24 protein-coding genes are annotated in these 26,346 nt (G+C 57.9%); 17 read left to right on the top strand and 7 right to left on the bottom strand.

Annotated elements, in window-relative coordinates; genetic code table 11:
• Positions 1 to 18: 18 nt before the first annotated feature.
• The 4 genes from dusA to ACR0NW_RS08305 are packed head-to-tail and all read left to right on the top strand — an operon-like array spanning position 19 to position 3,406.
• Positions 19 to 1,008, top strand: coding sequence for a tRNA dihydrouridine(20/20a) synthase DusA (gene dusA, locus ACR0NW_RS08320; RefSeq protein ID WP_480449959.1), 990 nt, complete (start codon positions 19 to 21; stop codon positions 1,006 to 1,008).
• Positions 1,009 to 1,036: 28 nt separating this feature from the next.
• Positions 1,037 to 1,861 (top strand): sulfite exporter TauE/SafE family protein, encoded by an 825-nt coding sequence (locus ACR0NW_RS08315; RefSeq protein ID WP_480449958.1) that lies wholly within the window; start codon positions 1,037 to 1,039, stop codon positions 1,859 to 1,861.
• Entirely contained in the window at positions 1,855 to 2,640 is a 786-nt protein-coding gene (locus tag ACR0NW_RS08310; RefSeq protein ID WP_480449957.1) for a hypothetical protein, read from the top strand. Before ACR0NW_RS08315 ends, ACR0NW_RS08310 begins: the two co-directional genes overlap by 7 nt.
• A gap of 37 nt (positions 2,641 to 2,677) precedes the next feature.
• Positions 2,678 to 3,406, top strand: a complete 729-nt coding sequence (locus tag ACR0NW_RS08305) for a SpoIIAA family protein (protein ID WP_480449956.1) — start codon at positions 2,678 to 2,680, stop codon at positions 3,404 to 3,406.
• A gap of 647 nt (positions 3,407 to 4,053) precedes the next feature.
• Here the strand turns inward: ACR0NW_RS08305 and ACR0NW_RS08300 are convergent.
• Genes ACR0NW_RS08300 through ccmI form a run of 3 tightly spaced genes read right to left on the bottom strand, consistent with a single transcriptional unit; the run spans position 4,054 to position 5,986 of the window.
• Complete coding sequence (locus tag ACR0NW_RS08300; protein ID WP_170651768.1) at positions 4,054 to 4,287, bottom strand: DUF1289 domain-containing protein; 234 nt, start codon at positions 4,285 to 4,287, stop codon at positions 4,054 to 4,056.
• A gap of 17 nt (positions 4,288 to 4,304) precedes the next feature.
• A complete protein-coding gene (ruvX, locus tag ACR0NW_RS08295) occupies positions 4,305 to 4,769 on the bottom strand; it encodes a Holliday junction resolvase RuvX (RefSeq protein ID WP_480449955.1) in 465 nt (154 codons plus the stop codon).
• Positions 4,766 to 5,986, bottom strand: a complete 1,221-nt coding sequence (gene ccmI / locus ACR0NW_RS08290; RefSeq protein ID WP_480449954.1) for a c-type cytochrome biogenesis protein CcmI — start codon at positions 5,984 to 5,986, stop codon at positions 4,766 to 4,768. Before ccmI ends, ruvX begins: the two co-directional genes overlap by 4 nt.
• Positions 5,987 to 6,162: 176 nt before the next feature.
• Between ccmI and ACR0NW_RS08285 the strand changes: the two genes are divergently transcribed.
• From ACR0NW_RS08285 to ACR0NW_RS08260, 6 genes are all read left to right on the top strand, one after another.
• A complete protein-coding gene (locus ACR0NW_RS08285; protein WP_170651775.1) occupies positions 6,163 to 7,407 on the top strand; it encodes a sarcosine oxidase subunit beta family protein in 1,245 nt (414 codons plus the stop codon).
• Between the two features lie 86 nt (positions 7,408 to 7,493).
• Positions 7,494 to 7,823: a sarcosine oxidase subunit delta gene (locus tag ACR0NW_RS08280; protein ID WP_170651777.1), complete on the top strand. Its 330-nt coding sequence runs from the start codon at positions 7,494 to 7,496 to the stop codon at positions 7,821 to 7,823.
• Between the two features lie 68 nt (positions 7,824 to 7,891).
• Positions 7,892 to 10,906 carry a sarcosine oxidase subunit alpha family protein gene (locus tag ACR0NW_RS08275; protein WP_480449953.1) on the top strand — a complete coding sequence of 1,005 codons (3,015 nt, stop codon included), beginning with the start codon at positions 7,892 to 7,894 and terminating at the stop codon, positions 10,904 to 10,906.
• On the top strand, positions 10,899 to 11,465 hold the full coding sequence (locus ACR0NW_RS08270) for a sarcosine oxidase subunit gamma (RefSeq protein ID WP_480449952.1): 567 nt from the start codon (positions 10,899 to 10,901) through the stop codon (positions 11,463 to 11,465). Before ACR0NW_RS08275 ends, ACR0NW_RS08270 begins: the two co-directional genes overlap by 8 nt.
• Positions 11,466 to 11,601: 136 nt before the next feature.
• Positions 11,602 to 12,033: a hypothetical protein gene (locus ACR0NW_RS08265; RefSeq protein ID WP_480449951.1), complete on the top strand. Its 432-nt coding sequence runs from the start codon at positions 11,602 to 11,604 to the stop codon at positions 12,031 to 12,033.
• A gap of 80 nt (positions 12,034 to 12,113) precedes the next feature.
• A complete protein-coding gene (locus ACR0NW_RS08260) occupies positions 12,114 to 12,512 on the top strand; it encodes a hypothetical protein (RefSeq protein WP_480449950.1) in 399 nt (132 codons plus the stop codon).
• Between the two features lie 274 nt (positions 12,513 to 12,786).
• Here the strand turns inward: ACR0NW_RS08260 and ACR0NW_RS08255 are convergent, their stop codons facing one another.
• A complete protein-coding gene (locus tag ACR0NW_RS08255; RefSeq protein WP_480449949.1) occupies positions 12,787 to 13,545 on the bottom strand; it encodes an FkbM family methyltransferase in 759 nt (252 codons plus the stop codon).
• Positions 13,546 to 13,648: 103 nt separating this feature from the next.
• Here ACR0NW_RS08255 and ACR0NW_RS08250 point away from each other — a divergent pair, with 103 nt between their 5' ends.
• From ACR0NW_RS08250 to ACR0NW_RS08235, 4 genes are all read left to right on the top strand, one after another.
• The gene (locus tag ACR0NW_RS08250) at positions 13,649 to 14,248 is read left to right on the top strand and encodes a superoxide dismutase (protein WP_170651789.1); all 600 of its coding nucleotides are present in this window, start codon (positions 13,649 to 13,651) and stop codon (positions 14,246 to 14,248) included.
• A 4-nt stretch (positions 14,249 to 14,252) separates the two neighbouring features.
• Complete coding sequence (locus ACR0NW_RS08245) at positions 14,253 to 15,131, top strand: metallophosphoesterase (RefSeq protein ID WP_480449948.1); 879 nt, start codon at positions 14,253 to 14,255, stop codon at positions 15,129 to 15,131.
• A 31-nt stretch (positions 15,132 to 15,162) separates the two neighbouring features.
• Complete coding sequence (gene rarD / locus ACR0NW_RS08240) at positions 15,163 to 16,059, top strand: EamA family transporter RarD (RefSeq protein ID WP_480449946.1); 897 nt, start codon at positions 15,163 to 15,165, stop codon at positions 16,057 to 16,059.
• A gap of 214 nt (positions 16,060 to 16,273) precedes the next feature.
• A complete protein-coding gene (locus ACR0NW_RS08235; protein ID WP_170651793.1) occupies positions 16,274 to 16,732 on the top strand; it encodes a host attachment family protein in 459 nt (152 codons plus the stop codon).
• A gap of 43 nt (positions 16,733 to 16,775) precedes the next feature.
• On the opposite strand, the gene ACR0NW_RS08230 is transcribed toward ACR0NW_RS08235, so the two are convergent.
• Positions 16,776 to 17,327 (bottom strand): LOG family protein, encoded by a 552-nt coding sequence (locus ACR0NW_RS08230; protein WP_480449945.1) that lies wholly within the window; start codon positions 17,325 to 17,327, stop codon positions 16,776 to 16,778.
• A gap of 122 nt (positions 17,328 to 17,449) precedes the next feature.
• Here ACR0NW_RS08230 and ACR0NW_RS08225 point away from each other — a divergent pair, with 122 nt between their 5' ends.
• The 3 genes from ACR0NW_RS08225 (at position 17,450) to ACR0NW_RS08215 (ending at position 21,194) form a co-directional block, all read left to right on the top strand.
• Positions 17,450 to 18,805, top strand: coding sequence for a LysM peptidoglycan-binding domain-containing protein (locus ACR0NW_RS08225; RefSeq protein ID WP_480449944.1), 1,356 nt, complete (start codon positions 17,450 to 17,452; stop codon positions 18,803 to 18,805).
• 57 nt (positions 18,806 to 18,862) lie between these two features.
• Positions 18,863 to 20,686, top strand: coding sequence for an ABCB family ABC transporter ATP-binding protein/permease (locus ACR0NW_RS08220; protein WP_480449943.1), 1,824 nt, complete (start codon positions 18,863 to 18,865; stop codon positions 20,684 to 20,686).
• Between the two features lie 100 nt (positions 20,687 to 20,786).
• Entirely contained in the window at positions 20,787 to 21,194 is a 408-nt protein-coding gene (locus ACR0NW_RS08215) for a DUF2147 domain-containing protein (protein ID WP_170651801.1), read from the top strand.
• Positions 21,195 to 21,253: 59 nt separating this feature from the next.
• On the opposite strand, the gene ACR0NW_RS08210 is transcribed toward ACR0NW_RS08215, so the two are convergent.
• Together ACR0NW_RS08210 and ACR0NW_RS08205 are read right to left on the bottom strand one after the other, a co-directional pair.
• Positions 21,254 to 25,036 (bottom strand): efflux RND transporter permease subunit, encoded by a 3,783-nt coding sequence (locus tag ACR0NW_RS08210; RefSeq protein ID WP_480449942.1) that lies wholly within the window; start codon positions 25,034 to 25,036, stop codon positions 21,254 to 21,256.
• Complete coding sequence (locus ACR0NW_RS08205; RefSeq protein ID WP_480449941.1) at positions 25,033 to 26,271, bottom strand: efflux RND transporter periplasmic adaptor subunit; 1,239 nt, start codon at positions 26,269 to 26,271, stop codon at positions 25,033 to 25,035. The genes ACR0NW_RS08210 and ACR0NW_RS08205 overlap by 4 nt, the downstream gene beginning before the upstream one ends.
• Between the last annotated feature and the right edge of the window lie 75 nt (positions 26,272 to 26,346).

The raw sequence follows: 26,346 nt of genomic DNA, 5'->3' as shown, positions 1-26,346 counted from the left end.
AGTAACGCGGTGATCAGAATGGCCTCCCGCTTGTCGGTTGCGCCCATGATGGATTGGACCGACAGGCACTGCCGTTTTTTGCATCGGCTGCTGAGCTCACAAACCCTGCTTTATACGGAAATGGTCACGGCCCCGGCATTGGTCCGGGGGGGCGCTTTGCATCTTCTCGAGTTCAGCCCGCAAGAACATCCCGTGGCCCTTCAGTTGGGTGGGTCGGACCCAGACGAATTGGCAGCAGCTGCAACATTCGGTGCGAAGGCGGGTTATGACGAGATCAACCTGAATTGCGGCTGCCCCTCTGACAGGGTTCAGTCCGGAACGTTCGGAGCGGTCCTGATGAAGGATCCGTCGCGCGTGGCTGAGTGCGTTGCAGCCATGCGTGAGGCTGTAGACATCGATGTGACGGTCAAATGCCGTATCGGAGTGGATGAGCAGGAGCCGGAACTGGTATTGCCGGAGTTTCTAGAAAAAATCAGCGCCGCTGGTTGTGATCGCGTTACGATCCATGCGCGTAAGGCGTGGCTGCAGGGATTAAGCCCGAAGGAAAACCGGGATATTCCGCCTTTGGATTACCCTCTGGTTCATCGGATGAAGGCGGCCTTTCCCGATCTCCATATATCAATCAACGGAGGCATCACTTCTCTGAATGAGGCCCGCAAACATCTGGATGCCGGGTTGGATGGCGTAATGATCGGGCGGTCGGCCTATCATCAGCCCTCGGATCTACTTTGTGCCGCTGATCGCGATATCTTTGGCGCGGGTCAGGTTACTGATCCGATTGAAGTTGTTCACAAAATGGTGCCCTATATCGAGCAACACCTTGCCAACGGCGGCCGTCTGCATCAGATCACTCGCCATATGCTGGGCTTGTTTGCAGGCCGTCCAGGTGCGCGAGGATGGCGGCGGATGCTGTCTGAAGGCGCGGTCAAGGACGGGGCGGGGGCTGATCTGGTGTTGGCTGCGCTGGATTGTGTGACGCCACTGCCCGAGGTCGAGCAGGCAGGTTGATACGGCAGTTTGCCGGTTTGGGGGGAGAATGCCCGAGACGATGATGCTGGCCCAGATGCTGGGCCTTTTGCTTGCAATCGGTGCGTTGGCCGGGGTTCTGGCCGGATTGCTTGGTGTGGGTGGGGGGATCGTACTGGTTCCCGCGTTTTTCTACGCGTTCCAGACGCTTGGATATGGTGGGCCGCAGTTGATGCAGATGTGCCTGGCCACATCACTGGCGACCATTATCGTGACGTCCATCAGGTCTGTTCTGAGCCATAACAAAAAAGGTGCGGTGGATTGGGATATCCTTCGCGGTTGGGGGCCGGGGATCGCTGTTGGCGCGGTTTTTGGTGTTCTGGCGGCCTCGGCGTTGCGGACCGAAGCTTTGCAGGCCCTGTTCGGGCTGCTGGGCATGGTCATCGGTGCCTATCTTGGGCTGGGACGGTCGGAATGGCGGTTGGGTGACCAAATGCCAAAGGGCGTACGGCGGGCCGCATTGTCGCCCTCGGTCGGGTTTCTATCCGTTCTTATGGGGATTGGCGGCGGCAGCTTTGGCGTGCCTTTGATGAGCCTTTACAATACTCCGATCCACCGGGCCGTCGCGACCGCTGCCGGGTTCGGGGTGATCATTGCCGTGCCTTCGGTTATCGGGTTTCTGTTTCTGGATATCGCAGAGGAACATCGGCCCCCGCTGACCATTGGGGCAGTAAATCTGATCGCGTTCGGAATCGTCGTCGCGATGACACTGATCACTGCCCCCTGGGGCGTAAAACTGGCGCATTCGATGGACCCGAAACCGCTCAAGCGGGTCTTTGCGGTCTTTCTGACACTGGTGGCGCTAAACATGCTGCGCAAGGCGCTGGGATGGTAGAGGCGTTTTTTCGGAAAGGCTGGGTCAAATTCCCTCATGATCCAGTTCTGGCCGAGTGGGTTTCGCACGTTCTGCCTGCAGCCCGAGCCTCGGTAAGCGATCCTGCTCATGCACAGTGGCATGATTGCGAAGGAACGTGGTTCATAGGCGTCGACGCTTTGGAGAACGATGCCAAGGGCAGGGTGGGGCATTCAAAGCCGCTGGCCGGTCAGGCGATGGAATTCATATCCGAACATCTGGGTACACAACCCCTGCACAAGGGGCAGGTTTCGGTGATCTATCCGGGATACCCGCGTCCGCGAAAGGGCGAGAACGAAGCCGCTGCGCGCTATCGCGCCCGACGGGACGGTGCGCATGTAGACGGATTGAAACCGAACGGCCCGGATCGGAGGCGCCGGGTGGACGAACCGCACACCTGGATTTTGGGAATACCGCTGACGCAGGCCAGCGCGGATGCCGCGCCTCTGGTGCTTTGGGAGGGCAGCCATAAAATCCTCGGCGCGGCATTTGCCCGTGCTTTTGCCGGCCTCCGGTCTGAGGATTTGCATACGGTCGACATAACCGAGATTTATCAGGAAGCCCGCCGTCTGGTGTTCGAAACCTGCCCGCGCATCGAATTGCCTGCGCGACCGGGTGAAGCTTATGTCCTGCACCGCCATTGCCTGCACGGGGTTGCGCCCTGGGGTAGTGCCGCGTCTGCCGAACCGGATGGACGGATGATTGCCTATTTTCGGCCCGAGTGCCCCGGGGGAGTAGCCGAATGGATCGAATCCCCCTAACGTCCTGTCATTCTTTGACTTTGGAGGTTCTGGGAAGATGATTACCATCACAACCCATTTAGATGGTGCGCTGATCGAGGCCGAGTTATCGGGTGAAATTACCAGCGATGATTATGCCAAGACTTTGGTTCCGGCGGTTGAGACCGCGTTGGCCGATCACGACTCGATCAGATTGATCGTCATAATGGGGCAGGAATTTCGTGGCTATGACCTGGGTGCGGCCTGGGCCGATACCAAGCTGGGTCTGGGGAACTGGCGCGGGTTTGACAGAATTGCCGTCGTGGCCGACCAAAAGTGGGTCCAAACCGGGGTGCGCCTTGCTGCGCCGATCATGCCATGCCCCGTGCAGGTATTTGATCTGGCCGAGGTCGAAACCGCGCGCCGCTGGATACGCGAGTCGCTAGGCGCGATCCACGTTCTGGATCTTGGTGACCCTTGCGTCCAGATTAAGCTGATGGGCAAGCTTGACCCGGCCGAATACAAGCAGGCCGAACGGGATCTGGACACGTTGATCCACGGACGTACGGGTTTCAGATTGCTGATCGATCTGACCGAATTCGAAGGCTGGCAGGGCTTGTCCGCCATGGGCGCGCATTTCCGCCTTGCTCGCAATCACGTCGGGCTATTGGACCGCGCGGCCATTGTGGGGGACAAGACTTGGCAGAAGATGGCTGAGCGGGTCGGTAGCCATGTTCTTGGCACTCGCACGCAGTACTTTCCGTCTGAAGACCTTGAAAATGCCAAGGTGTGGCTGGCGGCAGGTTAAGGCGTCCAAAACAGCGTGCTCCTACCCGGGTCGGTAATATCGTCGGCACACGTCCGCACTGGCCCGACTTTCCTTTTTCGGCATTTCAGGTCAGAGCCTGCTGGATTTCCGGCAGGCTTTGTTACTTTCGTAAAGACCCACCGGAAATTTGACGCTACGTCCCCCAATAAAATGACCCCCGTAACTTTGCGCTGCAAGTGACCGGATTTTTTTGAATTTTTTGACTTACGGTCATTGCGCGGTGAAATTTGTGGCTTTTTCCCCCTTTTTTGAGGGAATGGGCCACATAAATGCGCCGTGTCGCTGCGGATTGCCACTCACGTAACCGGCTGTCCTCGAGCCGCCAACCGGGTTCGGACAGAGATCCGCAGCGACAATCGACCGAAGCTGCAGGATAGCTGACATGTTGTATAAATTTATTTTTGAACGTCTTTTTCGCGGTAAATCCGCACAAGAACCAACAAGCGGAAACCCGTCGCACGCGGGGCCCTTACGGGAAGAGCATAAAAACGTGCTTCGGCAATCCGAATTGACGAAACTGTTTCAGAGAGAACTGAGCGACAAACAGTCAAAGTATCCCAAAAGGCAACTTCGCACCCGAGATCACTCTGTCTCGTCTGTATCTTCAGAAGATCGCTGATCCGGGCCTAACCGCGGTCCACCCGCGCCGCCCGTCCGCCCCGACGTTTGGCAAGACGCGGTTTGCGCGAAGGCAATTCGTCCATGATCCCGGCGCGTTCGCTGCTGTCCATTTTGGACCAACGGCTGATCTCGTCGATTGTTCTGTAGCATCCGGTGCAGATGCGTTCAGTCGGGTGGACAACGCAGATCTGGATGCAAGGGCTTTCGACCTCGTTCCTTTTCCAAACCATATTGGTCATCAGCGGTCTCCGACCTGTTACAGAAAGCGCAGACGATCCAGCGCTCCCTGCAGAATATAACCTGCGGCCACGTGATCGATAACCTGTCCGCGACGTTTTCGTGTCGTATCCGCCTCAAGCAGTGCCTTTTCTGCAGCAACAGTGCTGAGGCGCTCGTCCCAGAACCCAATCGGCAAGTCGGTCAACCGTGACAGATTTCTGGCAAAAGCACGGGTGGACTGACAGCGCGGGCCTTCGCTTCCGTCCATGTTCTTGGGTAGGCCAAGCAGAATGCCCCCAATCTCGCGATCTGCCGCGATCTCAAGCAGGCGGGCGGAATCCAACGTGAATTTCTTGCGCCGCACGGTCTCCAGCGGACTGGCGACACCACGCATCCGGTCCGAGACGGCAACGCCGATGGTCTTTTCCCCAAGGTCCAACCCCATCAGGGCGGTCGTCGGGGGCAGGGCGGCGGCAAATTCCTCGAACACATCACAGATCATTGTGCAACGCCTGCCTGACGGGCCGCCGCCGCAATCATCTGCAGCGCATCGTCATTTCCAGCAAAAACGGTGGTGGCCTCGTCACGGATCGCGCTGGCGCGTTCGGTTTCGCCCAAAACGCCCAGTGCGGCAATCAGACGGGCCCACTCTTCCACAGCACCGCCTTCGGTCGCCAGCCGGTCAGAAAGCTGATCCACCATTCCACGGATCATCTCCTGCCGCTCTTCCGCGGTCAATTCGCTGGCCGCTGCGATGTCTTCCTGACTCGGACCGGACGGGGCTGGTGCGGGCTGTGCGTTGAAGACACCCGCACGATACGCAAGTTCTTCGATTTGCCCGCGAATGGCATCGGCCCATGGGGCGCCGGCGGGGGCGTCGCGCAATGTGGCCTGCCAAACCTCGAAAGCGGCGTCCGGTCGTCCGGTCTGGGCCAGCATCTGACCCCAGTAGTACCGCGCGGGACCATGGGCAGGATCACGCTCCAACGCCTGGCCCAAAGCCTCTTCGGCTTCGGGCGAGACATATCCTTCGGCTGCCAGAATCATCATTTCGGCCAGATCGGTATAGTTGTCGGCACTTGCAGTCGCGCCGGACAATTCGATGACACGTTGCTGGGCGGAGTAAGCAGCCTTGAAGTTTCCCGCATTCGCCTCGTGCTGAGCCAACAGCATATGGCCCTGCAGATCATCCGGTCGCCCTGCGACGGTCTCCCGCAACTGTTTCAGCAGATTGGCATAGCTTTCGTCCAGCTGTACGTCCGGTGTCGATTGCGACAGGTTTTCCGCCTGAGCCTGACGCGGGCGTTCTGCCCGAATCTCTTCGGCCATCTCCAATCTCAGCGAAAGAGGCAGGTCGCCGTATCCGGGCGCACCAAGGCGTTGGTACAATGCGGCGGCACCGCCGACCAAAATCAGCCCCAGAATACAGACCGCGATAACAGACGTCGTCTTGGCCGGTCCGCCAGAGCCACCTTCACCACGCATCTGTGCATCAGCCGCCAGAATACGGCGTGAGATTTCGTTTCGAACGCGTTCGGCGTCGGCCTCACCAATCACGCCACGCGCCAGATCGCGGTCAACGCTGGTCAGTTGTTCACGATAAACGCGCAGGTCGTATGCGGCTGCCGGTTCGCCGCCGCGGCGCCCGCGCAGCATAGTATATCCCAGTACTGCCGCTATCAGCAGCGCCATAAGGATGATCAGGACCCAGAATGTCATGTGCTCTCCGAGAGTGTTGCCCTCACTTAGACCTGTCAGCCCGATGAAAAAAGGGACAAATGGCCGCGAATGGAACACATGTCGCAATAGCGCTATATTGCGGCGTTGTGCGGCAGGGGTATTTTGCCCTCGCATTGCATATCTGCGACCAATCACCGAACCGGATGGATTCGCTCATGAAACACTATTCAGCCTTTGCTGTGGCGCGCGAAGCGCTGCGCTATCACACCGGATGGGAGCGCGCTTGGCGCTCCCCTGAACCAAAAAAGCGTTACGACGTGATCATCGTCGGCGCAGGTGGGCACGGTCTGGCGACCGCGTATTATCTGGGTAAGAACTACGGCATTCAGAACGTGGCCGTGATCGAAAAAGGCTGGTTGGGCGGTGGAAACACCGGCCGGAACACGACCATCATCCGCTCCAACTACCTGCAGGACCCGTCTGCGGCGATCTATGAAAAGGCCCGTGGCCTCTACGAAGATCTGAGCCAGGATCTGAACTACAACGTCATGTTCAGCCCCCGCGGCGTGATGATGCTGGCCCAGACCCAGCATGAAATCCGCGGCTATCAGCGTACGGCCCATGCCAATGCTCTGCAGGGGGTCAAGACCGAGTGGATCGGACCTGAACGAGTCAAGGAACTGGTGCCGATCATCAACATCCATGGTCCGCGCTACCCCGTTCTGGGGGCGCTTTGGCAAGAACGCGGCGGCACCGCGCGCCACGATGCCGTGGCCTGGGGGTATGCCCGTGCCTGTTCGAACATGGGTATGGACATAATCCAGCAATGCGAAGTGACCGGTGTACGCCAGGAAAACGGTCGTGTGACAGGTGTCGAAACCACCAAAGGCGCGATTGAATGCGATAAGCTGGGTATGGTCGTTGCCGGTCACGCGGGTCAGCTTGCCGAGATGGCGGGTTTCCGTCTTCCGGTCGAGTCGCTGGCGCTGCAGGCGCTGGTATCCGAGCCGATCAAGCCCTGCATGGATGTGGTGGTCATGGCAAACACCGTCCATGGCTACATGTCACAATCCGACAAGGGTGAGATGGTGATCGGTGGCGGCACCGACGGATTCAACAACTACACCCAACGCGGCTCGTTCCATCACATCGAGGAAACGGTGCGCGCACTGGTCGAAACCTTCCCGATGATCTCGCGCCTCAAGATGCTGCGCCAGTGGGGCGGAATTGTGGACATGACCGGCGACCGCTCGCCCATCCTGTCGAAATCGCCACTGGGCGGCTGCTTTGTCAACTGTGGCTGGGGCACCGGCGGCTTCAAATCGATCCCGGGATCGGGGTGGGGCATGGCGCAGCTTATGGCCACTGGTCACTCGCCGCTGACCGAAGCCTTCTCGTTGGACCGGTTCAACGAAGGTCGCTTCATCGACGAAAGCGTTGCCGCCGGGGTGGCACACTAAATTCCGGTCATTCCGGACCTGACAAGTGCCACAGATTAGAATTCAGGTTGGCCGCATCGCCAACCTACCGCCGAAAGGATGAACATATGCTGATCCTCAATTGCCCCTATTGCGGCGTGGACGCAGAAGAATCGGAACTGGCCGCTGGCGGCGAAGCACACCTCAAGCGCTTTGGCCCCGGCTCGTCGGATGAAGAATTCCACGACTACCTGTTCATGCGCGAGAACCCGAAAGGCGTTCATTTCGAACGCTGGCGCCATGCCAATGGCTGCGGCAAGTGGTTCCACGCCGCGCGCTGCACTGCCACCCTTGAGGTTTTTGGCACTTATCCTGCGCAGACGACCGAGCCGCCCAAGGATATTTGCGACGCGATCTCAGCCAAACGCCCCGGCTGGAAATGGAGAGAGTTCGCATGAAACTTCCTCTTGCCAGAAATATCTCCGCCGGAGGCTCCCACATCTCCGCTTGCGAAAGGTCCAGATAAATGAGCACCCGTCTCGCAAACCAAGGCCGGCTGATTGACCGGTCGAAACAGGTCACCTTTACCTTTAACGGCACCTCGATGCAGGGCTATGCGGGCGATACGCTTGCCTCGGCTCTGCTGGCCAACGATCAGATGATGATGGGCCGGTCGTTCAAGTACCACCGTCCGCGTGGCGTCGTTGCCAGCGGCGCGGAAGAACCGAACGCACTGGTCGGTCTGGGGCAGGGCAGCAGGTTCGAGCCGAACCAGCGCGCCACCACGACCGAGCTGTTCAACGGCCTGACCGCGATTTCACAGAACCACTGGCCGAACCTGGAATTCGATATCGGCGCCGTTAACACCGCTCTGGCGCGGTTCCTGCCCGCCGGTTTCTACTACAAGACGTTCATCCATCCCAAGCCGTTCTGGAAACACGTCTACGAACCCTTCATCCGCCGGTCAGCCGGTCTGGGCAAGGCGCCGGACAAGGAAACCCGCGACGCGGACACATATGAACACTTTTATGCCTTCGCCGATATTCTGGTGATCGGTGGTGGCGTTGCTGGCCTGCAGGCCGCCAAGGCTGCGGCCCTGTCGGGCGCCAAGGTCATGTTGATCGAGCAGACCGCGCATTGGGGCGGTCGCGCTCCGGTTGACGGGGGAACCATTGATGGCGAGCCTGTGGATAAGTTCGTGGAACAAACTGTTTCCGAATTGGAGGCAATGGACAACGTCACGCTGCGCCTGCGCTGCATGGGTGCTGGGGTCTATGATCACGGCTACGTGCTGGGATACGAGCGCCTGACGGATCACAATCCGGGCACCCAAGGGCCCCGTCATCGCCTGTGGCGTGTCCGCGCCAAGCAAGTTGTAACTGCAACCGGGGCAATCGAAAGACCGCTGTCCTTTGCGGGTAATGATGTGCCGGGAGTTATGCTGGCTTCGGCCATGCGGGACTATGTCGTGAACTGGGGCGTAACCCCGGGCGAGCGTGTAATCGTAGCCACCAACAACGACGATGCCTATCGCACCGCGATCACATTGAAACAGGCCGGTGTGGATGTTTTGCGTATCGTCGATGCCCGCGCGACTGCCGGGCAACTGGCCGAAGAGGCTCGTCAGCTTGGCATCCGTGTCGACCCCGGCAAGGCGATCGCCAAGGTCAAGGGCGGCAAGCGCGTCAAGAAAGTTGCCATCTGCAACCAGGAAGGTATCGGCGGCGCTCGTGAAGAGGTTGAGGCCGACGCGGTCGCGATGTCGGGCGGCTGGTCTCCGGTTGTTCACATGTGGTCCCACTGTGGCGGCAAGCTGATCTGGGATGAAGCCAACGCGCATTTCCGCCCTGATCCGGACCGTCCGCCGTTGGGCGCAAATGGCGAAGGGTTTGTGGTGGCAGCCGGGTCTGCCAACGGCCCGTTGTCGCTGGGCAGTGTGATGTCGGATGCGCATGCTGCCGGCAAGGCGGCGGCCAAGGCGGCAGGTTTCAAGCCGAAGAACACCAAGGCCCCCGAGGGTGCAAGCACCGATGAGGCGCAGATGGAGGCTGTCTGGCTGATGCCGGCCAATGCCGAAATTCAGCTGCGCATGAAATCATGGCTGGATTTTCAGAACGACGTCAAAGTCTCGGACGTGCAGCTGGCGGCCCGCGAAGGTTATGAAAGCGTCGAACACACCAAGCGTTACACTACGCTGGGTATGGCGACTGATCAGGGGAAACTCAGCAACATCAACGGTCTGGCGATCCTGGCTGACTCGTTGAATTCCGAGATTCCGCAGGTTGGCACCACCACGTTCCGCCCGCCTTACACCCCGATTTCGATGGGTGCGATTGGTGGCGAGGCGCGTGGGGATGTGTTCCAGCCGATCCGCCGCACTCCGATGCATGACTGGCATGACCGCAACGGCGCGGACTGGGAACCCGTCGGCCAATGGCGCCGGACCTATGCCTATGTCCGCCCGGGTGAAAGTGTGCACGACGCCGTGAATCGCGAGGTCAAGAACACTCGCGAAAACCTCGGCCTCCTGGACGCATCGACACTGGGTAAACTGATCGTCAAAGGACCCGATGCCGGTAAGTTCCTGGACATGATGTACACCAACATGATGTCCACGCTGAAGGTCGGCAAATGTCGCTATGGCCTGATGTGTTCGGAAAACGGGTTCCTGATCGACGATGGCGTTGTCGCCCGGATCGACGAGGACACCTGGCTGTGCCACACAACCACCGGCGGAGCGGAACGCATCCACGGCCATATGGAAGAGTGGCTGCAGACCGAATGGTGGGACTGGAAAGTGTACGTTGCCAACGTGACCGAGCAATACGCTCAGGTCGCCGTTGTCGGCCCCAATGCCCGCAAGGTTCTAGAAAAGCTGGGCGGCATGGATGTCAGCAAAGAGGCGTTGCCGTTCATGGAATGGCGTGATGGCAAGATCGGCGAGTTCGATTGCCGCGCCTATCGCATCTCGTTCTCGGGTGAGCTGTCCTATGAGATCGCGGTTCCTGCGTCGCAGGGTCAGGCGTTCTGGGACGCTCTGATGGAGGCAGGCAAAGAGTTCGGCGTCATGCCATATGGTACCGAATGCCTGCACATCCTGAGGGCCGAGAAGGGCTTTATCATGATCGGGGACGAGACCGACGGTACAGTGATCCCGCAGGATCTGGGTCTGCACTGGGCGCTTTCGAAAAAGAAAGAGGATTTCCTGGGCAAACGGGCGCATTCGCGCAGCCATATGGCTGATCCGGAACGCTGGAAACTGGTTGGTCTCGAGACTGTGGATGGATCGGTTATTCCCGACGGTGCTTATGCGGTGGGCGAGGGCGTAAACGCCAATGGTCAGCGCAACATGATCGGGCGCGTGACCTCGACCTACTACTCGGCCAATCTGGGTAAAGGCATCGCCATGGGGCTGGTCAAGCACGGCCCGGATCGCATGGGTGAGGTAATCGAATTCCCGGGCACCGACGGAAAATCCTACAAGGCAAAGATCGTGGACCCGGTATTCTACGACAAGGACGGGGAGAAGCAGAATGTCTGAACCCATCAGCGCACTGAACCACGCCAGCTATGACGGCATCGCAAAGGTCGTGGAAACCGGTTTGCAGGGCATGATCACCCTGCGCGGCGATCTGAGCGACAAGGTTGTCATCAAGGCTGTAACAGAGGCTACCGGGCAGAAGATGCCCGGTCAGCGTCAGGCAAATGTGGATGGCGAAAGCGGCTTGTGCTGGATGTCACCCGACGAATTGCTGGTGTTGGTGCCCTATGCCGAAGTCAACGACAAGCTGGCCGCGATCAACAACGCACTGGGCGGCGTTCACGCACTGGCGGTCAACGTCTCGGACGCGCGCGCGGTATTCCGTATCTCGGGCAGCAATGCGCGTGAGGTCATCGCAAAACTGTCACCGGTCGATCTGTCGCCCGAAGCCTTCCAGCCCGGTCAGATCCGCCGCTCACGTCTTGCGCAGGTTGCGGGAGCCTTTTGGATGGACGATGCGGAAACCTTCCGCGTGGTTTGCTTCCGGTCGGCGGCTGACTATGCGTTCAAACTGCTCAAGGTCGCGGCGCAGCCGGGCAGTGAGGTTGGAGTATACTGACCGCTCAATTTTGAGTTGTGGTTCCAAAAGCTGCAAATTAGGGTGCCCTCAGATACTATCTGGGGGCATTTTTTTGCCTCGTCGGTTTGTTAGATGAGATGGCTGATCGAGCCAGGCCATCTGGAGAAAGGCAATTATGCAATCAAATTTATTCAGAGGGGCTATCGTATTGGTTGCGCTTGTATTGGCAAGCACGTCCATATCGGCGGAAAACCCGCGTACCTATAAATGTGAAGTAAAGGCCTTTGGCTCTCCAGCCGAGCAGAGCTGGATTCCGGAACAGGCGGTATTTGTCATCGATCGAAGCAAGAAAGAGGCCAAAATGGCGCTTTCATTCGATGGTCAGGTAACCGAAGAACCAAAGCCTGTTTCCTCTGCCGGGGGATTCGGGCGCGATGTTGTCCAATTGAGCTGGTCTTTCCGCAACGTGGGAACAGATGGAACCCGCGAGATTTCCATGGACTATTCCGTCCGGTTGAACACAAAGCGGAACACGGCAACATTTCGTGCGTGGCCGCGCGGTTATGACAACGATATCACGGGAAAAGCAAAGTGTTCGGTTCAATGAAGTACACACACTCAAATCGAAATGGATCGGGATGTTTTCCGGCGAAACTCAACGTTCTATTCGTTGCCTGTGCGCTCGCAATGACAGGCGTTCCTGCAACCGCACAGGATGCTGAGTTCGGTGGAGAGGCGTATATCTGTGAATTAAAGAGCTTTTCACAGATCGGATGGATACCACCAAAGCTGGCGCTGTTTCTGGATCAGGAAAAATCCACAGGTTACGTCTACGATGGGTACGTAGAGCAAACCGTAGGTGAACCACTCGAGGCGCAAGTAACAAAGCGTGGCAAAGGCAAATGGAACTTTAGCTGGGAAATCAAGGACTTTGCCTTCACCGGTGGACGCCGTGGCTCCAGCGATGTTGAATACAGTGCAAATTTCGACGTTTTGAAAAAAAAGGTCACGATGTCTGCTGTCCTTAGCGGCATGGATGGCAACGCGCCCCGCGGTCGCGGCACATGCGAGTTGCACAAATCGTGAGCAGTCGCATGACTGAGAGTCATGCGAAACTCACCCATTCAAGGAACGCCGAAAAAACGTGTGTGCTAGCTTGAGTGGCAGGTCCAAAGAGCAGGATGCTGATAAATACCGGCGTGGTTTTTGTTCTGCTCAAAAAGAGAAATTTCAATAATTTAAGTGGCTGATCTAAATCCCGGAACGGTGGGCGCATATCTTCAAGCCAACGTTGGTCAGGCTACCGCCAAGCCATCTAGAACGGGTAAGTGCAAACGCGACTAGAAAAAGAAGGCGAGTGTCATCCTTCCAACAGAAACGTCGGAAATTGCCCCATAGCTCTGCTCGACGTCAGGTTTTCAAGGCCTGAGGCCCCTTTGTCGTCCCGGCAACTGTCATAAAACGATAGCTGCTCGGCCAACGCCTCAAACTGTTTTTTCTGGTTTCCAGAATCCAGATAGGGACCATGGGTGGACAAAAGCAGTGCAGGGCGTTGTTTCTTCAGCCAATCCAGCAATGCGGGCAGCACTAAAAATTCCGCCCCTTCGATATCCATCTTGACCAGCGAGACGCGTGACAGATCGGCTGTCCCGGCAAACTGGTCCCACGAGATGGTTAGCGCATCAGTTCCGTTTTCCGCGTCGTTCAAAAGAGAAGTCGTCGAATCCCCGGGCTCTCCGTGCGCGGAAGCCATGCGTGCGACACCAAACCCATCGGACAGCGCCACGCCAAAGGCCGATACATTTCGGATATCGTTCAACTCCAGATTCCAGGCCAGATGACGATAGGCGACGGGATCAGGTTCAAAACACCAGACCCGGCGAGCCTTGCGCGCGCCGTACAATACCGTCGGGCCGATCCATGATCCGATATCCAGATAGTCGCTGTCTTTTGACAGATGTTTGTCGAGTACGGCGAATGTTTCCGGCTCCCAACGCCCCTCGGACGCGCGTCGCCAGAACTTTGAATGGTAAGGATCCAGCCGGAACGGTTCGCCGTTCAGATTACCCGCATAGTATCCGCGGGCGCGGTAGAACATCTTGCGCGCCTTTGTCAGCATTCGCCCCTGCCTCCGGGTTTTCTTGTCTCGCCTCTTGACCTATGCGCTTGGCCAAAGCATGTAACCTTGGGAACCGCAACATTCATTTCAACAGGGGGCCAAGATGGCTTTTGAACTTCCTGATCTTCCTTATGCACATGACGCGCTGGCAGCCAAGGGTATGTCCGCGGAAACGCTGGAATATCACCATGATCTGCACCACAAGGCCTATGTCGACAACGGCAACAAGCTGATCGCAGGGACCGAGTGGGACGGCAAATCGCTGGAAGAGATCATCACCGGCACCTACGACGCCAACGCAGTGGCGCAGAATGGCATCTTCAACAACATCAGCCAGCTGTGGAACCACAACCAGTTCTGGGAGATGATGGGCCCCGGCGACAACGCCATGCCGGGCGAGCTGGAGAAGGCTCTGACCGAAAGCTTTGGTTCGGTTGACGAGTTCAAGTCGCAGTTCAGCGCTGCTGGTGCGGGTCAGTTCGGTTCGGGCTGGGCATGGCTTGTCAAAAACGCCGACGGCTCGCTGGCAGTGACCAAGACCGAAAACGGCGTGAACCCTCTGTGCTTCGGCCAGACAGCGCTGCTGGGCTGCGATGTGTGGGAGCACTCGTACTACATTGATTTCCGCAACAAGCGCCCGGCTTACCTGTCGAACTTCCTCGACAATCTGGTGAACTGGGAAAACGTCGCGTCGCGGATGTGATCGATTGACCCGAAGAGGGTTCATAAAAGGGCTGCTGGCTGCGATGTTCGCAGCCCTTTTTGTGTCGGCTTATGGTTTTTTCCTCGAACCCGCGCTTCGCCTGCGGGTGAAGAAGTGGACGCTGCGCCGGGACGACTGGCCGAAAGATCGCCCTATCAGGATTGCGGTGCTGACTGATATCCACGCTGCCGAACCGTTCACCTCGCTGAACCGGTTGCGAAAGGTCGTCGCGCGCACAAATGCTGTGGGGGCGGACCTGATTGTAATTCTGGGTGATCTGAGTTCGGATCATGAACTTACGGGGCGCGCTATCCCGGTGTCGGAAACGACAAAGGCGCTGGCTGAATTGAAGGCGCCGCAGGGTGTTTATGCCGTTCTCGGCAACCACGACTGGTGGATGGACCTTGCAGCGCAAAGACGTCGCGCAGGACCGGTCGAAACAGGCGTGGCACTGGAGAAGAACGGCATCCGTGTGTTGGAGAATGATGCGCTTGAACTGCCTAATGGCCTTTGGCTGGCCGGGTTGGGTGATCAATTGGCGTTTCGCGGCCCTCGTGGATTTTCGGGCGTGGACGATCTGCCCGGTACACTGCAGCAGATTCCGGAAGGTGCGCCAGTGATTTTGCTGGCACATGAGCCGGACATTTTCCCGCAAGTGCCCTCGAATGTGGCCTTGACGCTTTGTGGCCATACTCATGGCGGGCAGGTTCGGATGTTCGGATACTCTCCGATGGTGCCATCAAAGTATGGCAACAGATACGCCTATGGGGCCGTGGAAGAAGACGGTAAGCATCTGGTGGTGTCGGGTGGCATCGGGTGTTCGATGATTCCGGTTCGGTTTGGGGTCGTGCCGGAAATAACAGTTGTCGAACTGAGTGCCTGATAGCCAGTAGATTTACGATCGGAGGAATGGCATGACAGACGTGACCAAGGGCGTTCTGGCCATGATTTGCGCCTGTACGATCTGGGGTCTGTCACCGCTTTTCTACAAGCTGTTGTCCGATGTTCCTCCGCTCGAGGTGCTGTCTCATCGGACTTTATGGTCGGTTGTGCTGTTCGGAACCGTTCTGGCCGTTCAGGGGCGGCTATCCGAGCTTGGGACACCATTTGTCAGCCGCCGTCGCGTCGTGGTGATTGCGATTGCCGGGCTGATGATTTCGGCTAACTGGTTCGTTTTCATAACTTCGATTCAAATCGGCAAGGCCACCGAAGCCTCGCTGGGATATTACCTGTTTCCGATTGTTACCGTACTTATCGGTTTTCTGTGGTTTTCCGAAAAACTGAGCGTTGCTCAATGGGGGGCCATTATACTGGCCACTCTTGCTGTTGCGGTACTGACGGTGGGGTCTGGTGTCCCGCCTTGGATCGCCCTGATTTTGGCGGTCACCTTTGCAATCTACGGCGCATTGAAAAAGAGCCTTCCAATCGGGCCGGTGGTTTCGGTTACCTGTGAAATCCTGATTTTCATGCCGGTTTGGCTGGCTGTTCTGGCCTGGTTCCACGGAACCGGGCAGGGGGTTTTCGGAGCCGACTGGCAGGTCAGCATCCTGCTGGTTCTGTCCGGCCCGATGACGGCGATGCCTTTGATCCTGTTCAGCTATGCCGCGCGCAGGGTTCGGTTGTCTACCGTAGGTGTTCTGCAGTACCTCAACCCGACGCTGCAGTTTCTGTGTGCCGTCCTGGCGTTTGGGGAACCTTTCACGGTGTGGCACCAGATTGCCTTTTCTCTGATCTGGGTGGCCGTGATCGTGTTTTCGGTTTCAGCGATCCTGCGTGACAGGGCCGGGAGAAACGCTGCCCTTCGGCCGTAATCTTCCGACAGGCGACAAATTGCCCGTGCGTCAACTTTCGGACGGTCGGGGGATTGTACTGATCCGCGCAGTACCTAGCTTAAGTGCACGGGAGGAGAGAACCGTCAAATAGTTGAAAACAATAAGCTCTCGCGCGGATTACCTGATTTTGCGCGCCCGTTGACTTGTGTCTGGAAACCGGGGGGCAACCGGAAAAACATGTCAGGAGGTCTTTATGGTCGAACTAAAGCAGGGAACATGGGTTGTCATCGCGGACGGCGAAAAAGCGTTGTTCATGGAGAACATTACAGACGCGGAAGACCCGAATTTGGTTGTAGTTTCAGTTGAAGAGCAAGACACGCAAAGCGCATCTTCCAAGCCTTCGGACCGGGCGGGGCGCCGTCCGGATACAGGGCCCAATCAGAAATCAGCGCTTGGCGAAGCAGCTTGGAAAACGCACGCCAAATCCCTGTTTGTGCAGGATCTGGCCAATCTTCTGAATAAGCGGGGGTTAAAAGGCGCCTACAGGCAACTGGTCCTTGTCGCCAGCCCGCAGGTGCTTGGGCTGCTCAGGCGCAGGCTGCACAGCAAGGTCCTGTCCAAGGTGATTGCTGAAGTGGACAAAACACTGACCAATCACCCCTTGCACAAGGTCGAGCAGGTGCTGACTCAACGCCTGAGTGCAGCGACCTGAGATCGAAGGGCGGTTTGGAAACAGACCGCCCAACGCCATGGAATCACGCCAGTTTCGACCGTAACAGCGTCATCGCCTCAGCTGGGTCATCGACCCACGAGATAAAGTCGCTCAAGGATGCATCGGCAAACCCCTGATCAATGACCTGATCCAGCAGGGCGCGCAATTTATCCCAATATCCGTTCACGTTCATAACCAGAATGGGTTTGTCGTGAAGGCCCAGTTGCCGCCATGTCAGGGCCTCAAAGAGTTCGTCCAGCGACCCCGGGCCGCCGGGCAAAACAACGACAGCATCCGCGTTCATGATCATGACCTTCTTGCGTTCATGCATGGTTTCGGTGATCACAAAATGCGTCAGATCGGTCTTGCCGACTTCCCGGCGCACCAGATGCGTCGGAATTACCCCAAAAGTCTCGCCCCCGGCGGTCTGCGCTGCGCGCGCAACTTCTCCCATCAATCCGACATCCCCGGCACCATAGACCAGCCGCCAGCCTTCCTCGGCCAAAAGCTCTCCGAACCGTTTTGCGGCCGCTGAATACTCGGTATTGGCGCCATTTCGTGACCCGCAATACACACAGATGGACTTCCGAGACATAAAGGCGCTTCTCCGGGCTTGTGTCAGACGTTTTGACCCGTGATAGCGGTATTGATAGATTGGCTCAACCGCGCGGAATGTCTGCAAGACAGGCATTTGTGCCGCGGAGTGAAAGGAAAAGAATGGCTGCCAAGTCGGGAAGCGAAAGATCCGGTGCATTCGTATGGGGGATGGTCGCCGGTGCGGGTGCATTGATCGTCGCAGGGGGGCTTTATTTTTCCGGAATTATGGGCGGCAAACAGCCGGAAAAGGCAGCGCAGGACGAAACTGCAGCCGTTGCGCCTGCTCCGGAAACGTCCGAAACCGCCGAAGCGGTGAAAACGCCTGATGTACCGAAAGCAGAAACCGAGGCTGCGCCGGAGCCGGAGAGCGTTCCTGCACAAGACGATGCTGCCGAAACATCCGATACCCAAACTGAAACCAGCTCCGCTGAAGTCGAACAGGAAAGCACCCCTGTTGTGCAGGCACCAGTCGCGCCAGTTCTGGACCAGATTTTTGTGGAAAAGGAGGGCAGCGCCCTATTGTCCGGCAGTGCCAGCGTGGGCAGCAAGGTTAATGTTCTGCTGGATGAGGTCGTAATCCACTCTTTCACAGTGGATGCAAGCGGGCAGTTTGCGGAGTTTATCGTTCTTCCGTTCAGTGATGCGGCCCGTGGGCTGGTTCTGGAAACCGAAAGCGATGGGCAGTTCGCGCGCTCGGACGACTATTTGATCGCGGCGCTTCCTGAGCCTGCTGAATGGGCTGAGGTTGTTGCGAGTGCCGAAGCTGCGCAGGCAGAGGAAGAGCAAGCGCAAACGCAAGCCGAACAACCAGCTATTGAGGCCGGGCAAGACGAGCCCGTTCAGACTGAAACTGCCCCGGAAACAACCGGTGAAGAGGTGGCGGATGAAGCTGCGCCCGAAGATATTAATGATCCCGGTCAGCAGGTTGCGGTCCTGCGTTCAGGTGAAGAAGGGGTTGAGTTGGTTCAACGCCCCGTAGTTCAGGACGAGGCACCGAAACAAGTCGCACTGGATACCATCGGGTATTCGGATGAGGGTGACGTTCAGCTTACAGGTCGCGCGCAGGACGGATCGGTTGTCCGGCTATACCTGAACAACCGTCTCATCACGGACCTAACACCTGATGCCGAAGGTCAGTGGCGCGGCGAAATCGAAGGGATTGATCCGGGTGTTTACACCTTGCGGCTGGACGAGGTTGGCGAGGACGGGAACGTGGTCAGCAGGATCGAGACCCCATTCAAACGTGAGCCGGTCGAGGTTCTGCAAGCGGCTGAACCTGCCGATGATCCGGAAGCTGACCCCGAAACTCCGCCAATACGGGCGGTTACCGTGCAACAGGGCGATACGCTTTGGGCCATATCCCGGGAACGCTACGGAGATGGTGTGCTTTACGTAAAAGTTTTCGAGGCGAACCGGGATGCAATCCGCAATCCGGATCTTATCTATCCGGGGCAGATCTTTACGATCCCAGAATAACAAACACCTCTGGCCGACACAGGCCAGAGCGTTCTCTGACCGCAGTTAAGGTACGTGATGAGAAGACCATCTCAGACGCATTCGGGCGACATTACAGAATCGGACGAACGCCGTTCGGGTTGGCTGACGATCCGCAAGGTCGCACCATATCTTTGGCCCAAGGATGAACCTTGGGTAAAACGCCGCGTTGTACTGGCTATGCTGATGCTGGTGCTTGCCAAGCTCATCGCCGTCTACACGCCAATACTTTATAAAGGTGCCGTCGACAGCCTTGCGGGCGAGGGTGTGCCGCCGCTGGCGTTGGGCGCTGTGGGGCTGACTGTTGCTTATGGCGTTGCGCGCATGATGACCGTGGGCTTCCAGCAATTGCGGGATGCCCTGTTTGCACCTGTCGGACAGCGAGCCTTGCGTGCCCTGGCGCTTGAGACGTTTCAGCACATCCACCAGCTTTCTATGCGCTATCACGTGACCCGCCGCACTGGCGGGTTGAGCCGGATCATAGAGCGCGGCGTAAAAGGCGTTGAGTTCCTTTTGCGGTTTCTGCTTTTTTCCATCGCTCCGCTTATCCTCGAACTGCTGATGGTGGCCATTATCCTGATGTGGCTTTTCGACGTCTGGTATCTGGTCGTCGTGGCCGTGACCATCGCGCTGTATATCTGGTTTACCTTTGCCGTGACCGAATGGCGCGTGAAGCTCCGGCGCGAGATGAACGACCAAGATACCGAGGCGAACCAGCGCGCGATCGACAGCCTGCTGAATTTTGAAACTGTCAAATATTTCAACGCGGAAAAGCGCGAAGCTAATCGCTATGACAGCTCAATGAAAGCTTACGCACAGGCGGCTCTTAAAACGGCCTATTCGCTTGCGTTTCTGAATTTCGGACAGTCCTTTCTCATCACCTGCGGTCTGATTGGCGTCATGGTTTTGGCGGCTATTGGTGTTCAGAATGGAGCGTTGACCGTCGGGGATTTTGTCATGGTCAACGCCTACATGATCCAGATCACCGTACCGCTGAATTTTCTGGGAACCGTTTACCGCGAGATCAGGCAATCTCTGGTCGACATGGGGCAGATGTTCTCACTGCTGGAACAACCAGCGGAAGTGATTGATAAACCCGCAGCACCCGCACTGCAGGTCAATGGCGGTGAGGTCGCACTGGAAAATGTCCACTTCGGGTATGAGGCAGATCGCGAGATCCTTAAAGGTATTTCGCTGACCGTCCCGGCGGGCCAGACCGTCGCCATCGTTGGAGCCACCGGATCGGGCAAGTCGACGATCGGCAGGTTGCTGTTCCGGTTCTACGATGTAACCGGCGGCGCATTGAAAATAGACGGTCAGGATGTCCGGGATGTTTCCCAAACCAGCCTGCACGCGGCCATTGGTGTGGTGCCTCAGGACACGGTTCTGTTCAATGACACGATCCTGTACAACATCGCATATGGGCGGGAAGGGGCCAGCCGGGGAGAAATCGAAGCTGCCGCGCGTGCAGCCCAGATTCACGATTTCATCGTCTCATTGCCCGAAGGCTACGATACAGCCGTGGGTGAGCGTGGACTGAAGCTGTCGGGGGGGGAAAAGCAGCGTGTTGGCATCGCACGAACGCTGCTCAAAAACCCTCCGATTCTGCTGCTGGACGAGGCGACGTCAGCCCTGGACACCGACACCGAACAGGAAATCAAAGGGGCGCTGGCCCGCGCGGGCGAGGGGCGTACGGTAATCACCATCGCCCACCGTTTGAGTACCATTGCTGAGGCAGACCAGATCGTCGTTCTCGAAAACGGCGAGGTGATCGAACAGGGCAGCCATGATGAGCTTTTGCTGCGCGAGGGGCGTTACGCGCAACTCTGGAGCCGTCAGCAATCGGATGCCGAGGCCGCCTGACGCGCTCTTTCGGGGTGATCCTAAAGCAATCATTGCCGTGCGGAAGTTACCAGCCATACTGTCCGCACGGAGATTTGAGTCGATCATTCGGAGTTGCTTTATGCTTGGCAAAAATAAGTTTTTGGCAGTAGTGATCGCGCTCGGCGCGGTTGTCGCGGCCGGGCAGGCGGTCGCTGACCCGATTGTCGGTGTCTGGAAAACAGAGCCGGATCGAAAGGACCTGATTTCGCACATTCAGATCAGTGCCTGCGGTGACAAGTTCTGCGGTAAGATTCTCTCGGCCTATGACAAGACCGGAAAAGAGGTGCAGACCCCCAACATCGGTAAACAGCTGTTTTGGGACGTCGCCAGCGAGGGCGGCGGGAAATATGGCGGTGGCGATTTCTGGGTGCCGCTGATCAATGTGGACGTTGCCCCTCAGATATCCGTTTCGGGCAACACGCTGAAGATCAAAGGGTGCGAACATCTGGTTTGCGGACACCAGACCTGGACGCGTTTGTCTCAATAAAAATTTTGAAATTAGCATTTGGAAAAGGGAGGCGAACCGTTTGGTTCGCCGCCCTTTTCTTACTCAGCCGCTTTGAGGGGCGGGTGTTGTGGCGCTTCGTCCTCGGACAGAGGTGTGGGCGGCTGGCCTTCATCCCAGACAATCTCGGTTGCCTGCATCTGACGTGCAGCGCGGCCAAGCGCCATGTCGCGTGCGACCTGGCTGGACCGGCCTGCCGTAAGACGCGCCAGAACCTTGCCCAGCCATACCATGTAGGTCGAGAACCAGACCCGCAGCGCCAGGAACGAAGGTGTCACGATCAGCGTCAGCACCGTTGCGATACCCAAGCCAAACACCACGGCCGTTGCCAGTTGTTTCCACCACAGCGCGGTGGGGCTGTCGATGGAATAGCCACCGCCGATAAAGTCCAGAGACAGGCCGAACATCATCGGTGTCAGACCTGCCATGGTGGTCAGCGTGGTCAGCAGAACCGGGCGAATCCGGGCCTCGGCGGTGCGAACGATTGCCTCGATCCGGGGCATGTACCGGCTGTATTCCTGATAGGTGTCGATCAGAACAATGTTGTTGTTCACGACGATACCAGCCAGCGCCACGATGCCCGTGCCCGTCATGATGATCGAGAAAGGCTGTTGCATCACCATCATCCCGATCAGCACACCGGTTGTCGACAAAACAACCGCCAGCAACACCAGAACCGAGTTATAGAACGAGTTGAACTGCGCCAGCAGAATGACGAACATCAACCCCAACGCGGCCAGAAAAGCGCTGGACAGGAAGGCCTGACTTTCCGCCTGTTCTTCCTGATCACCGGTCCAGACCCAGCTAACAGTATTGGGGAAAGGCTCGGTCTCCAGCCATTCGGTCAGTAGGATGATCCTTTCGTTCGGGTTAACAGGGGTGAAGCTGGCGTCGCCGGCATCGATCACAGCCTGCACTGCGGCGATGTCTTCATCGCCAGTCAGTTGGAATACTTCGTACGAGGTGCCATCCGGCTTGTTGACAACCGGCCCGTCGGATTGGGTGCCTTCCGGCACTTCACGCACCAACGCCAAACGGTCAACGGCCCCTTCCGCCCCTTCGGTCGCAATCTGCATCAGGCCAGGTTCAACATCAGCCTTCACGTCATAGTAACGCTCCTGATCCACGCGGTTGATCTGCGCCAGTTTGTCCACCGGCTTGCGGGTTACAAAGTTCGACAGGGGCACCAGCCCGTCAGGCGTACGCACCTTGAGTGTATCCAACGTCGAAAGCACGCGGTCCTGTTCAGGCAAGCGGACGCGGATATCGATCTCTTCGTCGTTGCTTTCGGGGCGCATTTCGCCCAGCAGGATACCGCGCGTCACCAGTTGCACCATCGCTCCGACGGTCGCCACGTCTGCACCGAAACGTCCGGCCTTGGCGACATCGACATCAATCTGCCAGTCGATGCCGGGCAGGGGCAGGGTGTCTTCGATCTTGATCAGACCAGGAGTTTCTTCGAATTCAGCGCGTGCAATTGCCGTAGCTGAACGCAGGTCTTCCCATCCGTCGCCCTTAATACGCAGGTGAATTGGCTTGCCCTGTCCAGGCCCTTGTTCCAGAGGCTGGATTTCGGCAAAAATGCCAGGCAGTTTCGCCAATTCCGCATTCAGTTCGTCGATCACATAGTCGCCGTCATATTCGGTGGCGGTGACCTGACGGCTCAGCTTTCCGAAGAACCAGCTTTCGGATTGGGTTGGCCGGTCTTCCCACGGAATGATCTCGAACTGAACCTGCCCGACGGTGTCGGCAGGGGATTGCCCGCCACCCGGTCCGCCGGTGTTCAGGCCGCCTTCACCAGCGAAGGAGAACACGTTGACCACCGCAGGGTGTTCAAGAATGATCTCTTCGACCTCACGCACCATCTCGTTCTTTTCCGCCAGCGAGAGGTTCCCACGTGCCCGGACATAGGTTGTGGCCTGTTCGGGCTCGGTCGCGACAAAAAACTCGACACCGCGAGAGTTCGCCGGAAAGAGAACGACCGCGACATAGTAGACGACAGAAAACACAACCGCGATTGATACGACCGGCATCACCGGATTACCTGCGATGAACTGGATGACGTGGCCAAACGCTGTGTGTTCCTTGGCGGTGTGCACTCTTTCTTCCGCACGTTCGATGCGCGCGGCACTCAGTGTGACGGACCCGGCGAACGCGCCAAACAGGAACAGGGCGGCGCCGAACAGGGTTCCACCTGCAGCGCCCTCTGGCATCAGATAGCTGGGATTCAGCAACTGCATCGCGCCGAGGAAGATCATGTAAAGCGCAGGCGGGACCATCGCGGCACGTGCCCACCACGGCGTTCTCATCCGCAACCAGTCCGAAACGCGGCTGAAAATACGGCTGAGGCGCCCAGAGACGCCACCCATGACCGGCAGGTAAATCAGTGCAACCACCAGCGAAGCTGACAGAACAAAGATCAGCGTAACCGGCAGCATTCCCATGAATTCGCCCGGCACGCCCGGCCAGAACAGCATCGGCAGAAAGGCACAAAGCGTGGTCGCGGTGGATGACACGATCGGCCAGAACATTCGCTGAGCGGCTTCCACATAGGCGTGCATCGGGCCGACGCCTTCCTTGATGCGCTTGTCGGCGTATTCGACGACAACAATGGCCCCGTCGACCAACATACCCACGGCCAGGATCAAGCCGAACATCACGATGTTCGAGATACTGATGCCGACGGCGGCAAGGAACGCAAAACACAGCAGGAACGAGGTCGGAATGGCGAAACCAACCAGCAACGCCGCGCGCGAGCCGAGCGAAGCCAGCACAACGATCATGACCAGTGCAATCGCCGTCAGAACCGAGCCTTCCAACTGACTGACCATGGACCCAACGACGCGACTTTGATCGTTCGAGGTGCCGATCTGAACCGCAGCTTTCAGTTCCTCAGGCCATTTCTCCTGCGAGGCTTCCAGCGTCTGTTTGACGGCATTGACGGTGTCGATCAGGTTAAAGCCCTTGCGTTTTACCACCTGCAACGCGACCGTGTTTTCACCGTTGAAGCGGGCTGTGCCCTCACGGTCTTCGAAGGTATAGTTGATCTCGGCCAGCTCACCCAAAGTCACCACGCGGTCGCCGTTCACCTTGACCGGCAGACCATAGACGTCCTGAGGCGTTTTGAAGGAGGATGGGATCTTGACCGAGAAGGTCCCTTGTTCGGTCTCAACTTCACCCGCAGCGATCAACTGGTTGTTGTTTTGAACGACGTTGATCAATTCGGCGGCGGTGACGTTATACGCCTCCAGCCGCAGCGGATCGATGATGACCTCAAGCATTTCGTCCCGATTGCCGGCGATGCCGGCCTCAAGGACCGAATCCATGGCCTCAAGGTCGTCCTGCAGATCTTTGGCAATGCGCGCCATAGTCCGTTCGGGAACCGCACCGGTCAGGTTGACGATGACGATCGGAAACTCTGAAAAGTTTAATTCGGTCAGCGTGTATTGTTCAGCGCCTTCCGGGAACTTGGCCTGCGCGCTGTTCATTGCATCGCGCACGTCTGCGGTGATCGCGGTCTTGTCCCAACCGAAATCGAATTCCAGCGCGATACCGGCATAGCCTTCGGCGGCGGTCGCTGTCATTTCCTTGAGCCCGTCCAGATCGGCAAGCTCGGTTTCCATCGGTTTGATCAGCAGGTTCTCGCTGTCCTCGGCAGAAATACCGGGGAACTGAACCGAGACGAACAGAGCCGGAATTTCGATATCCGGCTCCCCTTCTTTCGGTAGATTCACATAGGCAAAGCCACCAATGATCAAAGAAATCGCGATGAATGCCAGAACCATTCGGGCGCGCGAGGCAGCCCAATCGACGATGCCTGTCATTTCGAGGCCTCCCGATAGGTCGGCTTAACGGCAACGCCTTTGGTCACGAATTCCTGACCGACGACAATTACGTCCACGGTCTCCGGCAGGCCGCCAATCCAGACGCCATCAGCCGAGTCGCGCAGCAGCCGCACGGGCATGAAATCAACGATGTTTCCTGTCGTGATGGTGCGAACACCCAATTGACCGTCGTTGTTCAGCGTCAGTGCGGATTGCGGCAACAGATGTGCCTTTGCCCCTTCGGCAGCGATCTGGATGGTTGCCGTCTGTCCGTCGCGGATCAAAAGTTCCGGGTTGGGAACGGTAATTTCCACTTCGAACGTGCGGGTTGTTTCATCCGCTGAACGGCTGAGGAACGTCACGCGGCCCTCGACCTGCAGGCCGGTTGCCAGTTGTGCGCCTGCGGGCGCACCGACGATGACGCGGTTGACCTCGGTCTCTGGTACGAACCCGACCAGCTTGATCGGGTCAAGCTGGATGACGGTCGCACAGAGCGAGCCCGGCTGCATCAGGCTTCCAAGTTCTGCCGTGTCGCTTTCCAGAAGGCCCCGGAACGGGGCTTCGATGGTCAGACGATCAATCTCGCGCTCGGATGCGGCAACTGCAGCGGCGGCGGCTTCGATCCCGGCCTGAGTTGCTTCCAGACCGGCCTCTGCGGATTTTACACCAGCCTCGGCGGTGCTCATGGCAGCTTCGCTGGAGATTCGACGGGTTTCCGAGCCAAAGCCGGTTTCCGACAGTTTTCTAGCGGCTTTCAGATTGATGTCGGCCTCGGCCACACGCGCGTGGGCTTCTTCCAGACGGGCCTCGGCCTCGGGGATGCGGCTTTCGGCTTCAAGCTTTCGCGCCATGGTTTCTGCAAGGCTGGCGTGGCGTGTGCCCGGATCAAGCTCACAAAGCAGATCACCCGCTTCGACAAACGCACCTTTGCGTTTGGGCTCCGAAAGGACCGTCGATGTTGTTTCTGCCAGCACTTCGACCTGACGGTTGGCCTTTGTCTGGCCACGCAGAACAACCGCGCTGTCGATCTCGGCGGCTACCGAACGCACGGCGACCACTCCAATTGCATTCTCGGCCACTTTGGCCGCGACTTCGGATTCGCCTGCAGTTTCACCAGTTTCTTCGGCCTCAGCCTCGCCTTTTCCGGCGAATGCAAACAGGGCATCACGCTCAAAAACCAAAAAATACAATGCAACAATCACCAACAGGGCGTTGATAAAGGAGATCAATCGCATTCCGTGCCTTTCTAAGATTTGCTCGCCGTGTCCACTCGGCGTACACGCTTTCACATGGGGATTGGCGTGTGACTT

The organism is Ruegeria sp. CF5 (assembly GCF_056537325.1).
The sequence above is the reverse complement of the archived record's forward strand: the minus strand, read 5'-3'. Positions and strand labels throughout refer to the sequence as shown.